We start from the raw sequence: 15302 nt of genomic DNA on the forward strand, positions 1-15302 counted from the left end.
GAGCTTGGTGGGCAGCAACGTGTGCCGACCAAGGACGGCACCTACCGGCGCTGTGTGCCCTCGTCGCGACTTGCCTGCGGGAACTGGAAGGCACTGTTGGCGTCATAACCGCTGTTGGCAGTGTTGCCACGCGCCGGCGGGTCGATGCTGCTGGTGCCACTGCCGAAGCCGAGGATCTGCACGCTGATCACCGACGGCTGGTTGCGCCGTGCCTCGTCCTGGCTCTTGCGCATCACATCCTGTGCCGCCTGGCTGGCGCTGTTGGCTGCCGCACTGGCCGAGGCCAGCGCATTGACGTTCACCGATGCCAGCACCGGCAGGCCCTTGCTCTCGCCCTGTACCTGGATGTTGGCGGCATTGAGCACCTGCAGCGCCGCCAGGTTGATGTTGCCCGAGACGCGGATACCGGCCTCGCCCGCGTCGATGGTGCCAAGCGGTGCGATCAGGTCGACGTCGCCCGGTCGTACTTCGGCGATGGGGTTCAAGGTCGCGATGCCGGCGCCACTGGCGGGAGCCTGCGGCGACAGGATCACATTGCCCCAGCCGTCATAGACGCGACGCGGTGGCGTGTACAGCAGCGTCGTCTGCGAACCGCGACCGGCATTGATGTCACCCTGCTCCGACCACGCCAGGATGTCGCCGCCGAACGTGGTCATCACCCGCGACAGGCCCAGCAGCACGCTGTCCTGGCTGAACAGCCGGATATCACCTTGCCCCTGGGTGACAAGGCCGGCGCTGGCGGGTGGCACCACGCCCTGCACACCGATCACGATCTGCCCACCCGGTGCCATCAGTTCGATGTTGCCGCCCGCCTCGGTACGCACGCCGGAGCCACCGTACATCACGATATCGCCGGTACGGTCGATCGTCGCACCGGCCGCATTCCTGTCCGGCATCAGCGTGGCGATGGCTTCGCGCCCGCGCAGGTAGGAGCCGAAGCGGGGCCCTTCTGCATCGGTATACTCGCGTCCACCTTCGCGCAGCTCTGCGTAATAGACCTGGCGCAGGAAGATACGCTGCTGTTCCTGCGGCAACGCATCGAACGTGGCCAGCGCCCCGTCGCCCTCGGCCGCCACGCCGAAGCGTCGCTGCAGCCACTGCTTCAGTTCCTGGTCGTACACCTTGGCTGCCTTGCCCGGCTGCGACGCAAGCGATTGCGCGGGATCGGCAAGGTTGGCAGGGTCCAGATAGCGTGCACGCAGGGCCGCGAAATCGATCTGCTGGTTGCCGGCCGTCAGCGCGATGCTGGCGCCGGGACGGGTGTCGCCCTGCACGATGCCACCGAGGCTGGCGATGCTGCCCGCATCCTCCTGGCGCAGCTGGCGGCCGGCACTGATCTCGGTGTTGCCGGGGCCAGCGATGGTCGCGTTCAGATGCACGATGTCGCGGCCCGCCGCCGCCACCGTGATGTCGGTGGGCGCGGTGTTCAACGCGGTCATCGACACCCCGAGGATGTCCCGGCCTGCCCGCAGTTGCACGGCGCCGGCGGCCTCGAACCAGTTCAGCTGCGTGCGCTGCCCCGCGTTGACATTCAGCGTGCGCTGGGCGCCGGTGGCCAGACCCATGATGTCGCCCTGCACCGCGTAGAAGCGGCTCGGCGCCAGTGCCGCAGACACAGTGGACAGCGGCGTATTCGGACCGAATGCGAACAGTGGGAGCGACCCCGCCGGCGATGCCGTGTTGCCGTCGACGGACAGGTTGTGCCGCGAGCGGGTCACATTGCCTGCGGAATCCCCCTGCTCGGCCATGAATGCCGGGTCGAAGGGTCCCGGCAGGCGCGCGTCACTGGCCGAGCGCGCGATCTGGGTCGCGCCAGGCTGGGCGAAGATGCCTCCACCGGCCAGGACGTCCAGCCGTCCTGTCGCCGAGGGTGCCAGCAGGATCACATCCTGCGTCCCCGGCGTGGCGCTGATCCGGTCCAGCTTGATGTCACCCTGAGCAGCAATCGCGCTGAAGCGCGAAGGATAGAGCCAGTAATTCAGCAGATCATCGCCGCCACGCACAACAAGCTGGACCTGCTCCCGCCACAGATTGCTGCCCGTCACGTTTTCCGGCCCGGCGAGGCCTGGCGCGAGGTCACCACCGGCACTGAACAGATCCACGGCCGTGTTGGCGGTCCACAGGGAGAACCACGTACTGCCTGCAGCGCGCGCGCCATCATCCTGCAGCACCGCGCTGTAGTTGGCCAGCGGAACCCGGCCCGCATCGGCGACGCCGCCGAGCACCACATCGCCCCGCGCCTGCAGCTGCGCGGCGGCGTCGCCCAGCACCAGCACCGGCCCGCCCATCGCGCGGGCGGCGTCAGGCGCAAACAGGTCTGCCGCCCGCTGCTTACCCAGCGTCGCGTAGCTTTCCAGGGTGACGCCCATTGCACCGATGCGCCCCGCATCGAGCTGCAGGCTCCCACGCAGGTTGCTGAAGGTACCGTTGAGGTCGAGATTCTGTCCCGCCCTGGAGGGGTTGAGGCTGGAGATCGTCGCCTGCAGGTTCGGATTCAGCGCGCCACCGATACGCAGCTGCAGGTCGCCGCCGCCGGTCAGGTGCAGCTGGCCATCGCTGACCCGGCCGGTCGATCCCACCGCAGCAATGATCGCACCCGAGCGCGGTGCGATCGTCGAGACCAACGCGTCACCTATCGCATCGCGCACGCCGGCGTCACGCCCGGCCTCCAGCGTCAGGTTTCCCCCGCCCAATGTGCCGAAGCCGGTGAAACCAACCATCCGTGGAGAAGCGCCGGCGGCAGCGGACACGTTGGTGTAGGCGCCAAAGTTCACCCACCAGCTGGTCGGCACCGGCTCGACCCCAGTGGTGCCGCCGGTACCCTGCCGCCACAGCCAGTTGCCGACCGCGGCACTGGAGTACAGCGCCCAGTCGCGATCGCTGCTGCCCGACTCTGCGCGCGCGGTCCAGGCGTCGCCGACGATATCGCGTCCGGCTTCGACGCGCAGGTTGCCACCATGATCCGGATACCAGGCCTGGTAGCTTGCCATCGCGGCGTCATAGCTGCCCGGCACCAGGTTCGGCCCCAGCACTGCGGTGTTCCAAGGGGCCGCTGCACGGGGCGAATTGAAGGCAGCGTCGCGGCCCCCACCCAGCGCGGCGGGAGTGCCGGCGGTGTAGACGCCAAAGCCTGACTTCATCACGACGTCACCGGCCGCGAGCAGTTCCATGTCGCCCCTGCCGGTGCGCAGTACGCTCCACGCCGGCGTGCCTGCGCGCTTGCCGTAAGTGGTCACTTCGGTCTGCGTGCCGCCGCCGGCGCAGTAGGTGGGCGCGGTGCTGCAGAACTCGTCTTCGGTCATGCCAAACATCGCGGCGAAGTCCTTCGCAGGAGTGCCTGCGTAGGACTCGTCGCCCCAGTAATCCAGCGAGCCCTGCGCGGCCACCTGGCGGGGTGCCGGGCCGCAGTAGTCGGCCGACATCGCGCAGAACTCGTCTTCGGTGAAGCCGAACATGTCGGCCAGCTCCGCGATCGGACGGCCTGCATAGGAGGTGTCGCCGATCCAGTCCAACGATGCCTGCTCGGTCAACGCGCGATCCCCCACCCAGATGATTTCCGTCTTGACCGTGCCGATCGAGCCCTGGTGGGTATCGGCCAGCACCACGTTGCCATCGCTGCCCCAGCGCCGGCTGCGTGGGTCGGCTGCCCCGGTATCGGCGCCGGCAACAACGGTCAGGTCCCAGGAGGTGGTGCCCTCGGCCAGCATCGGCGCCAGCGCCCAGTTGCGCCCCTGGTTGCCGCCGGCATCGGCCGGCCTCAGATTCACCGGCGCGTCGCCGGGCAGCTCCACCTTGGTCAACGACGGGATGTACGCGCCCACCTTGAGCGCGACTTCGCGTGCCAGGCGCAGCGCAACCGGCAGCACCGCGCCGGCGGGCCACTCCTGTGCCGCCATCTGTACCGCACTGCGCAGGCGGAAGCCGGCCCCCAGCCGCGCACCGGCCGCCAGCATCAGCGGCTCCTGCAGCACGGTGCCCGCGGCCAGCGTCTGCCCGGAGTCGGTGGTCACCGCCGCACCCAGCACCGTGCCTGCAGGCAGCCGCAGGCTCTGCGAGATCACCATCGGCGCGGGCAGCACGGTACCGACCGGAAGCGTTACCGATTCGACCGGCACGTCATAGTTCAGGCGGGTGCCGGCCTGAAACTCGGTGCCGGGCTGCAGCTTCACTCCGTCCACCGGCACCACCAGCCCACCGCCAAAGGGGGTGTGCCCCGCGCTGCCATTGCGACCCTCGTACAGCTGCCAGCCGCCCTCATCCGGCGTGGACGGCGGCGGTGCGAACCCATCGTTGATGCTGCCGTAGACGTTGATGTTGCCTTCGGCGCGCAGCACCAGCGAGGCCGATTCGCCGAAGCCACGCCGCGATGGATCGGCGCGGTTGGCATCGGGGCCATAACGGTAGCCGGACAGATCGATGTCGCCGGCGATGGTCAGGTCGCCGTCCGGGTTGGCGTCGCTGCGCCGCGCCAGCACCTGCACGCCGGGACGAAGGCGCACATCGCCCAGCGCCCGCGTGCGCTGCTGCAGATCCGCGTTGCCCAGCGCACCATCGATCCAGGCCACGCTGTGCGGATCGACCACCTGGTCCAGCCACTGCTGGGTGACCAGCTGCGCGCGGTTGCCGCGCACGTCAGCGGTGGTTGCCAGGGGCGCATCGTCGTAGCGGCGAACACCATTGAGCTGGATGTCGGCCGCGCCATCGATGCGCAGGCCGGTGGCCGCGGCAATCGCCGCGTCGTTGCTGCCCAGCCGCGGCACATCGATCTTCAGCGTGCCGCGCGGGGTGCCATCGTTCTGGCCAGGACGTCCACCAACGGCAACGTCGCTGCCCGCACGCAGGTCCAGCTGCGCCGCGCTGCCCAGGCCGACGGCACCTTCGGCGCTGCCCAGCGTGATGATGGCCCGGTTGGGACTGTCGATGATCTTGCCATGGCTGTCCACGCGCAGGCCGGTACCGTGCGCGTCCAGCGTGCCGTCCACCTGCAACTGATCGCGGGCGTACAGGCGGATGCTGCCGACCTGCTCGCCGCTGGCATCGATGCGGCCGGCCACGGTCAGGCTGCCCGCATCGACGCTGATGTCGACCCGGCGCGCCTTCACTTCGTCGCCGATCCGCAGATCGCCCTCACCGATCTGGAAGCTGCGACCGCCGACGACGCCGCCGGCAGTCAATCGCTGGTTGAGGCCGGCGAAGTCCTGCAGCTGGCGTGCCCGCACCACCAGTTCGCCACCGTCGTAGGGCACCAGCGTGCCACCGGCATCGTAGCGACCAGTGGCGGCACCCTGCAGAACACCGGCCAGATCGGCTCGGCCGGCCATTGCGGTGACCGTCAGGCGTCCGCCGCGGTTGTTGCGTGCGGAAACATCGATGCGGGAGGCAGCATCGGCGCGGATGTCACCCGTGTCGCTGGACAGCAGGACATCGCCGCCCCAGCTGAACTTGTCCACGTCGTACAGCGAGACCTTGCGTCCGGCCAGATCCAACTCGGCCCGGCTGCCAAGCGTGATGCCCTGGCGTGCGTTCGCCGACAGCCGTCCGGACGCCAGCGCGACCGTGCTGTCCAGCGTGATCCGGTTGGCGTCGATGCTCAGCTCACTGCCCAGTGCATCGCCACCCGCCCTGCCGGTGCCCCCCTGCAGGCGGAAGTCGCCGCCGGTGCGCACGCGCAGCTGCGCGGCGGGATCGGCCGTCAACAGCGGTGTATCGATACCCAGGCTGCCTCCGCTGTACTGCCAGCCCTTGTCGGCCAGATAGTCGCCGCGCTGCTGGAACACGTCCAGCGTGCCCTGCGCGGAGAACGACAGCTGCTCCGAGGCACTCAGGTTCAGCGCACTGAAGCCGAGCACCTGCCGGTTCGCAGGTACTTCAGAGCTGGGACGGCTGAATGGCGCCCGCCCCAGCTGCAGCTGCCGGGTGACGATGTCCAGTTGCCCGGCCCCGAGCCGGTCCACCATCGGATCGGCCGGCGGCACCGTCGCGTCGCTGCCCGGCGCCTGGCTCGCCGCCAATGAGCCGTCCCAGACCAGCGTGTCCACCAGAATGCGCGCGCGGTCGGTCGCCGCACCGTAGCCGCGGATGGCCTGCGCACCGAGCACAAGCGTCTGCAGGCCACTGCGGCCGGTGGCACTGTCGCGCGCATCCAGGTCGACGCTGCCGAACACGTTGACAGACTCCCGCGCGACCAGGCTCAGCGTGTCCAGCGCCGGCGCGCCGGTCGCATCATTGCCGCGCAGCAGTTGTTGCAGCACGGACTGGTTCATGGTCATGCCACTGGGCAGCGCCCCGGCCGCAGCGGCCTGGGCGATCGCTTCGGCACTGCCGAGGTTCAGCGCCGCCATGCTCAGGCCGAGCTGGCGGGTGCCATAGCTGGCCGAGTCGCGCATCTGCAGCGCGCCATCGGTCGCTACCGCGATGCTGCCATCGGAAACCAGCCGCGTCTGGCCGTCGCACGCCGCCTGGCATCCGCCGATGTCGATCGCCACCGGACCGGCCTCCACCCCGGTGGTGCCGGTGATCAGGTTCAGGCGCTGGTTGGACACCGCCAGCAGGCCGCCGGAGACCTGGTAAGGCAGGGTCGCGCTGGCATTCGCGTTGGCGGATGCGAACGGCAGTGTATCGAGGGTCGCACCGGCCTCGACCAGCACGCCGCTGCCACCGGAGGCCGCTGCCACCAGCACTTCCGGTGCGTTCAAGGTGACGCCGGAACGGATCGCCACGCTGCGCGCCTGGCCGGTCACCGCAACCTGCGAGGCCTCCTGGTTGAACTGCCCGCCGATCATCATCCGCGCCGGCAGGAAGGCATTGAGCGCGTCGTCGCTGAAGGTGGCGCCGCGATCACGCGCCTGCGATGGCGCGCTGCCATCGACGATCTCCAGCGAACCGACCGCCGGGCTCGCCAACGTGGCTGCCAGCGTGCCACCACGCCCCTTGTCGGTGGCAGCCGCGAACCGCGCGGTGCCGGCGAAGTGGATGGCAGGCGTGTCTGCACGACCTGCACCTTCGCCCAGCGCAAGGGTCAACCCGAGCGCATCGATGGTCTGCCAGCCACGCGACTCGCCGCGGCGGTCAGCTACCGATTGCGCGAAGCTGTTGTAGGAGGTTTCGTTGTAGCCCGAGTGCCGGCGTACCACTGCCGCGGGAGTCAGCAGGATGTCGGTGAGCAACGGCGAGATTGCCGCGCCCAGCGCCGTGCGCTGCTGCCCGGACACACGCCAGGTGCCGGTGCCGGTCGCAATCGGTTGCACGATGCCGGAGGTGCCGGTGGCGCCCAGCTCCACCCGGAATGCGCCGGGCTGCAGCGCATAGCTTGCCGGCATCAGCGTGTAGGTGCCGGCCGCCAGGCCGGGCACGCCAGCCGGCACGGTGATCTGCTGGCCCACCGCCGGAGCTGCGAACCCTTCTTCGCCACTGGGGGCGAACGCCCCGGCGCGTCCCGGTACGATCGCGTACACCGGGTTGCCCGACGCACTGAACCCGTAGCGCGGGTTGGCGTCGGCCAACGCCGTTCGCCGGACGTCGACAGAGCCACCGCGTCCTGACACGAAGGCGGCGCCGGTCAGCTCACCACCGCCGGACATGTCCAGCAGGGCCCCCGGCGCCACCTCGATCTCGTTGGCCTTCAGTGTCACCCCCATCGAGGAGATACCGGCCGGCGTCAGCGAACCCAGGCTGCGCGTACCGACCCGCCAGTCAACACCATCGACGGTGCCACCATAGGGCAGCGACAAGCCGGCGCCACTGGTCGAGGTTACGCTGCCTGGCAGCAGTTCCACCCGGCTGCCGACGGTTCCGTTCTGGATCAGGCCACCCAGCTGCAGCGTGCCCATCGGCGCCTGTACGTTGCCGCCCTGCTGCACCGTGGCGGCCACCAGGCGAAGCGTACCCAGCGCCGATTCCGGCGCCGGCTTCGTGGCCGCACCGGTGCCGTGGATGCGCAGCACGGCATCCGGATCGGACCAGTAATCAGCGGTCTGCACGGTCTGCGCCGACGCGCCGGCCACCAGCGTGCCGACCGCGCCTGTGGTGGGATACAGGCGCGCAGCGGTCACGTCCATCGAACCAGCCGTCATCAACGCGCTGGTGTTGCCACTGCTGGCAATGCCGTTGGTCAGGCGCACGTCACTGCGGCTTTCCAGCGCCACATGCTTGAAACCCGGCAGCCAGGTGACGTCGCGGATGTCGATCAGCCCGGCCTGCACCGCCAGCGCGTGATCTTCCGGCCCGGACGAAGCGACCGCGGCGGTGCCCTGCAGGTTCTCGCCCGGCATCTGGCGCCAGCGTGCCTGCGCCAGGCGAACGTAGGGCGCACTCAGTCGCAGCCCCGACGATGGCCCGGCATCCACGGCCATGCCCAGGCTCGAAGTACCCTGGCCGTGGATGCGCAGGCTCTGGGCCAGGCGCAGGTCGACGTCGCCGACCGCGCGGATGTCACCGAACACGGACAGATTGTCGAAACCGCCAGCCTGCAGCTGCTCGACCGACAACGCGGCGTGGCCATACTCCAATGTGGTCGGCAGTGGCTGCCCCGGCGCGCTGTGCTGGCTGAGGGTGATCGCACGTGACCGCAGTACCTCCTCGCTGGCGCCACGTGCATGGATGCTGCCGCCAAAGGCCAGCCCCAGGGTGCCGCCGCGTGCGCCGGCACCGCCGGCGGCCGCATCCATCCCGCCGTCCAGGTACAGCGCATTGGCCGAGCGCAGCACGATCTGCCCGCCATCGCTGTCCACGCGCACGCGGCCCTGGCCGTCGACGTCCAGCTCGGCCGACGCACCCCGCGCCTGCAGGCGCGCACCGCGTTCGACCACCACGAAGGCTTCCGGTGGTCGGTTGTCGACGAATGCTGTGGTCTCCCAGTCCAGCGCCCCGCCGATCTCGATGCGTCCACCCGCGCGCACCTGCCCGCGCAGACGGCCGCTGGAATCGGGCAGCGAAATCGCGTCTGCATCGGCATCCAGCAGCGCGCCTTCGGCGAAACGCCAGGTGCGTTCGGTGCGCTGCCCGGCGTACAGCGCGTTCTCCGGGCGCACATCGTCGATCAGGATGCGTCCGCCCTTCGCGCGCAGCGTGCCTTCAACATCGATGTTGCCCGCACCAAGCAGCGAGATCGTCTGGCCTGGATCGACCGCCACCAGTGCATCCTTGCCGACCCGCAGGTCACCGCCCACGCTGTTGCGCTCCGAACGCAGGCTGATGCTCGCACCCGCGCGCTGGCTGACGCGCCCGCTCGACGGATCGGCGCTGTACAGCGGTTCGTCCCACGCCGCCAGTGCGGACGCCCGGTCGGTCGCCATCGGCGCGTCCTGGGTCAGGCGCAGGCCTGGCAGGGCAGCGACCAGCCGCGCGCCATCGGCCACCTCCACGCCGTGGTGGCCATTGATGTCGTACTGCGCGAAGCCACTGCCGAACAGGCCGGGGTCCAGTCGCAGCGACGCGCCCGCCAGGTCCGCATCGCCCACCCGCACCTGGCCACCGGTACCCAGCGAGAAAGAACCACCGCCCTGTCCTCGACCACTGAACCGGCTTCCCTCACCCAGTTGCACCCGGCCACTGCCGTCGGTCGTCACCGTACTGCTGTTCGCCTGCAGGGTGACGCTGCCGCCTTTGCCGATATGGGCCTTGCCGCGCAGGTCCAGCGCAGCACCGGCCTCGACGTCAACCGTTGCCTTGGCGCCCACGGCCACGTCATGACTGTTGCCCAGGCTCAGGCGGCCGCCATCCGTCCAGGCACCGCTCGCGTCGCGCGGCATCGCCAGTGAGGCGTTGCTCCATTCGCCGGAGAGGTCGATCCGCGTTCCGTCGGCAATGACGGTGCGGGCGCGGCCATCGTGCAGCAGCGCCGTCGGCCGGCCCTGGACATCCAGCAGGTTGCCCGCCGACAACTGGCCGCCGGCAATGCCGATGTCGCCTGCCAGCTCCACCTCGCTGCCGGTCAGGTTGAGCTGCCCGCCGGCCTGAAGCCGAAGGCTGCTGTCGATGCGGATGCGATCGGCGGTCGCCAGGTCGATCCGCCCCCACTGCTGGGCACTCAGCTCTGCGATATCCAGCCACACCGTGTCACGCCGCTCCTCGTTGACCGGAGCCGCCAGCGACCACGCCGTCTTCGTCGGAGCCTTGTCACCCAGGCGCACATCCGAGCCGAACACACCACTGCGGCCCTGGCCGTCGTAGCGCCCCAGGTACAACTGCGCATTGCGCGCGACCGCCGTCTGCGCCTGTGCATAGCCATCCAGCGCGGCATCCGGCCTGCGGTTCTGCTGCGCGCCCTGGAAGGTTGCAGTCTCAACCTTTCCATCCAGCACCGCGGTCGGTGCGGAGACGATCAGCCGTCCTGCATCGCGGCCGACCGTGTACCCGTTATCGACCCGCTGCGCCGCGAATACGATCGGATCACGGAAGGTCTCGGTGATGCCCCAGCGTTCCTGCTTCACTTCATGGCCGCTGTACAGGCCATCGAACAGCATCTCCGCTGGCGCCTCATCAAGACGGTAGACCTGGCCATCAACGCCGCGCACCCAGCTCTGCCGGACCACGCCGCTCTGCACATCCAGGCTGCCGCCGGCAAGGTTGATGCGTGAGCCACCTTGCGTGATCACTTCCCTGCCGCCCAGCAGGACGGTGCCTCCCTGCGCAGCCCATTCGCCGATCGAGTGCCCCTGGTTGTCGAGGTAGCCCCCCACTTCCAGCAGGCCGCCTGCGGCGTACCAGCGCTCACCCTCGTAGCCCCCGGTACCGGCCGGAACGTGGACCAGCCTGCGGCGGTCGACCCAGACTTCGCTGCTGGTCAGCTTGCCGCTGTCGCGGTTGTCCAGGGCATCGCGCAGTTCGTTGCCCTGCACCTTGACCTGGACATTGTTGCTCTCCATCGACACCCGCACGCCCACTGCGCCGGACACGTCCACGCGCGCGGCATCGTCCACGTAGCTACGGGCCGCCGCATCGGCGATGATCTGGCCGCCCGTGGCAACCGTCAGCGAATCCGCGCTGAAATGGATGTTGCCCCCCGAGACGATCTCCACCCGCGACTGGTCCCGGCGATCATTGTGCTGGGACAGATTGTCGAAGGTTGCCGAACGCGCGCCAGCGCGGATCGCGTCCTGCTCGGCCGATTCCTTGATTAGGGCGTCGCGCTGCGTATCCAGCACCGTGGTCTTGCCATCGTCCTCGATCAGCACCGCCGTGGTGGCTCCGTCAGCAAGCGTGACGCTGCTGCCTGCATCACTGGCCGAGGCCAGAAGATGCACGGTGCCGCGCTGTGCAAGCGTGGTGCTGGCCACGGCCACACCGGCCTGCTCGACGCTGCGTCCGGCCAGGGTCACGTCCCCCTCGAGTGCGCGCAGCAGGCCGGTATTGCGCACGCTGCCAGCCGTGCTGCCAGCGATAAAGCGCGGCGCGATTTCATTGCCGCGGGTGGTGGAACTGGTGTTGGCGGCCGTACCCACGCCGCGCCGGATCACGAAACTGTCACCGGCTGCGAGCTGCACTTGGCCCTTGCGCGCTTCGATCTGGCCAGCATTGTCCACGCTGTGCCCGGCCAGCAGCACGTAGCCACCGCCGCGCGTCGCACTGGTCGGCTCATGGGTCGCGATGCGGGCGCCCCGCTGCACCATCACCTTGCCGAATGCATCGCTGAGCGCGCTGCTGCTGGCGTCGGGGCTGTACAGGCCGTTGTCGCGGAACTGCGCATCGCTGATCCGTGCTGCAGCCGCCAGCAGATTGCGTACATTGACCTGGCTGTTGTTGCCGAACACCACGCCGTTGCGGTTGGCCACGAACACCGTGCCACTGGCCTTCAGCTGGCCCAGGATCTGGCTGGGCCGCGCCTGCGGATCGTTGACGCGGTTCAGTACGGCCCAGTCAGGGTTCTGCAGGAAATTCAGCGTGGTGTTGCCGCCGATGTTGAAGGTCTCCCAGTTCAGGATCGCCTTGTCCGCGGTCTGCTCGACCGTGACCTGCACCCTCCCGTCGCTGCCCTGCGACTGGATCACGTCGCGCGCATTGAGCCAGCCACGGGTCAGCGGGTTCTGGTCGACGCTCAGGCCGTCCTTGCCGAGGCCATCGGCAACGATGAAGCCAGCCTCGCGGCGCGCCTGCCGCGCCTGTTCCTGCAGGCGCTGCTGCAGGGCACTCGCCTGCGCCGCAGTGCCAAGATTGTCGATCGACTGCTGCAGCTTCTGCCGTGCCGCATCCTGCTGCTGGGCCGGCAACTGGAACTGGATCGGCACGCCGTTGGGCATCCGGCCACTCTGTGCCGCGCTGCCCTGGGCCGCGCCCCGTTCGGCGAACCAGCCCGGACTGAACGCCTGCTGCGCCTGGCTGGCCGGGGCCACCATGCTCCCCAGTGCGACCGCGATGGCCCACGCCATCGGATGATTGCGGCGCATCGACGCGGCCGGATGAACAGCGGACGGAAGCGGGTGCGACATCGGAACCTCATCAACCTGGTGGGCCGCAGCTGCGGCGGCGATCGGGGAGGCACACGCAACGCATGCCCTGCCACTGATAGACGGTTCACGCGAGACGAAGCCGACAGCCAAACGCTGCAACCGCGGCACCGTCGCGGAAATGGCGACGCCGGCCCAGAGGCCGGCGTCGGGTCAAGCAGGATTCAACCCATGCTGCGGATTACAGCGGACGGCCGATGCCGGCGCAGGTGCTGGGGTTGTTCAGGCCGGCAGTGCTGCTGGCCAGCACGAAGCGGTTGCGGATCGCATCGCGCCAGGCCTTGGTCAGCGGGATGAAGCCGTGGTCGGTGATCGACTTCTCATACGCGACGGTGTAGGTCGCCGGATAGTGGCGGGCCAGGAAGCCGCGCAGGCTGGTGGCGACGCTCGAATCCTTGTAGCACTGGCCGATCACCAGATTGGTGTAGCCGGCGATCGGATAGCCGGCCGACGGGTTGCCGAACACCGGCACCCAGTTGGCGGGGTTCTCTGCATCGGTGCCGGTCGGCGGAGCGACGGTGTCCAGGGTGGCCTGCACGCTCACCTGGTCCGGCGAGAAGCCCTTGACCTTGGCGACCTTGGTCGCATCGGTCAGGTTCGGAATCACGTCCGGGCCAACGTAGCCGATACGGCCTTCAGCCGCGTAGACAGCGTTGTACAGCGAGGTGCCGCCGGTGGCCGGGGCGGCCACCAGGAACGCCGGCAGGTTGCCGTTGGCATCGCGCTTGTACAGGTCGGCGAAGGTCGACTTGATGGCGAACTTGCCGCCCACCAGCTTCGAGGTTTCAGCGTTCTCAGCGGCACAGGCCGCGGTCAGGAAGCGGCTGAACATTTCGCTGGTGCCGCTGCTTTCCGCGCGATACACCACCTGGATCGGGCCGCTGCGGTTGGCATCGATGGTCGACCAGTCGCTGATCGCGCCCGAGAACACGCCGCAGATCTGCGCCACGCTCAGGTTCACCGCCGAACCGGCCTTGTTGAACGGGATGGTGACCGAGGTGGCCACCGACGGCACCTGGATCAGCGCGCCGTAGCGGTTGGCATTGGTCGGCTGGTTGAAGTTGGTGGTGTAGGTGTTCAGCTCGGTGCCGCTCAGTACCGAATCGCTGCCGGCGAAGTGCACGGTGCCGGTGGTCGAGAACAGCAGCGAGTTGTTTTCCAGGAACGCCTTCTTGCCGGTGCCCGAACCGGTCACGGCGTAGCTGAAGTTCGCCGGCAGGATGCTGTCGGACGAACCCTTGTAGAGGTCGGCCGGCAACGAGGCACCGCCGCCGGTCACGGTCTGCGCCGAGGCGGCGCCCACGGTAGCGAGCAGCGCGGTGGCAACCAGCGCGGCCAGGGTCTTGCACTTGTTCATGATCTTCTCCTGAAGGGTTTACTGCGAAGGGAAACACCAAGGGAGGAACGGTCACTACACGCCTGCTGCCGCCGAGGGCCTCCCAGCCCACTCTGCGGCGACGTGTCCATGCTGGTCCGCGCCGATGACAGGCCGCTTAAGAAACCTGTGGAAGATCGGAAAAAGGTGTGGAGGATTGTGTGGAGAATCGAAGACGGCGACCGGGTAGAGTCGACTGTTCGTCGACTGGTGCACGGAGCGCTGGTCCTGTCGAAGTGTGCTTGGGAAGCAGTCGACTCCACCCGTGATGCGCGTTGCGCATCACTGCACCAGCTGGTTCATTTCCATGATCGGCATCAGTACCGCCAGCACGATCGTCAACACCACGCCACCCATCACCAGGATCATGGTCGGTTCCAGCAGTGCGGTCAGCGCCATCGCGCGACGCTCGATCTCGCGCGAGATCGTCTGCGCGGCGCGTTCGAGCAGTGGCGCCAGCGAACCGGTCTTCTCGCCGCTGGCCACCAGATGCACCAGGATCGGCGGATAGACCTTCTGTACCTTCAACGCAGCACCCAGTGCCGCACCTTCGCGTACGCGAGCAGCCACATCATCGGCACAGCGCGCCAGCAGCGCATTGCCAAGCGTCTGCCGCGCCGCTTCGAGCGCACGCAGCAGCGGCACACCAGCATCCAGCAGGATCGCCAGCGTCGAGGCAAAGCGCGCACTGTTCACACCCAGCACGAAGCGCCCGACCATCGGGACCCGCAGCAGCATCGCGTCCCAGCGCAGGCGCAGTTCCGGCCGGCGCAACGCCAGCCGCCAGGCCACCACCAGCGCAGCGATGCCCAGCCCTGCCCACATGCCCCAGCTGCGCACGAACGCGCTGGCGGCCAGCATTACCTGGGTCAGCATCGGCAGCGTCTGCCGTGCCTGAACGAACGCGGTCACTACCTGCGGCACCACATAGCTGAGCAGGAAGATCACGATCGCCACCGACACCAGGCTGATCGCCGCCGGATAGATGAAGGCGGTCAGTACCTTGGCCTGCAGCGCGTTGCGTTCTTCAATGTAGTCGGCCAGGCGCTCCATCACCCGTGCCAGGTCACCAGAGTCTTCACCAGCGCCCACCAGCGCCCGATAGATCGGCGGAAAATCGCGTGGCCGCGCGGCCAGGGCCACGGTCAGGCGCTGGCCGGCCCGCACGTCGGCGCGCACGGCGGCAAGTGCCTGGGCCACATGCGCGCGCTCGGCCTGGTCGATGACCGCACTCAATGCAGCTTCCAACGGCAGGCTGGCGGCCAGCAGGCTGGCCAGCTGGCGCGTGGCCCAGGCCAGCTCGCTGGCAGACAGTCGCCGGGCAGCCCAGCCACTGCCGGCACTGCGCGCCACGCTGACCTGCACGGGTGTCAGCCCACGACCGCGCAGCACCTGTCGCGCGCCGCGCGGGCTGTCAGCGTCCAGCTGGCCCTTCTCGATGCGGCCCTGCGCGTTGGCGGCCTGGTAGTCGAACAGCGCCATGC

Annotated in this window: 3 protein-coding genes; all 3 read right to left on the reverse strand. The window is 68.8% G+C overall.

Translation table 11 applies throughout. The annotated features are described in order from the left end of the window. Window positions 1–41: 41 nt before the first annotated feature. The 3 genes from AC5P98_RS20120 to gspF all read right to left on the reverse strand — a co-directional run bounded on the left by AC5P98_RS20120 (window position 42) and on the right by gspF (window position 15300). Window positions 42–12425, reverse strand: coding sequence for a putative filamentous hemagglutinin family protein (locus AC5P98_RS20120; protein ID WP_495230181.1), 12384 nt, complete (start codon window positions 12423–12425; stop codon window positions 42–44). Window positions 12426–12624: 199 nt separating this feature from the next. Then, window positions 12625–13800, reverse strand: coding sequence for a substrate-binding domain-containing protein (locus AC5P98_RS20125; RefSeq protein WP_049404349.1), 1176 nt, complete (start codon window positions 13798–13800; stop codon window positions 12625–12627). A gap of 300 nt (window positions 13801–14100) precedes the next feature. Continuing rightward, window positions 14101–15300 carry a type II secretion system inner membrane protein GspF gene (gspF, locus tag AC5P98_RS20130; RefSeq protein ID WP_049404346.1) on the reverse strand — a complete coding sequence of 400 codons (1200 nt, stop codon included), beginning with the start codon at window positions 15298–15300 and terminating at the stop codon, window positions 14101–14103. Window positions 15301–15302: the final 2 nt, after the last annotated feature.

It is taken from the genome of Stenotrophomonas sp. YJH_SMC_135 (genome assembly GCF_059372355.1).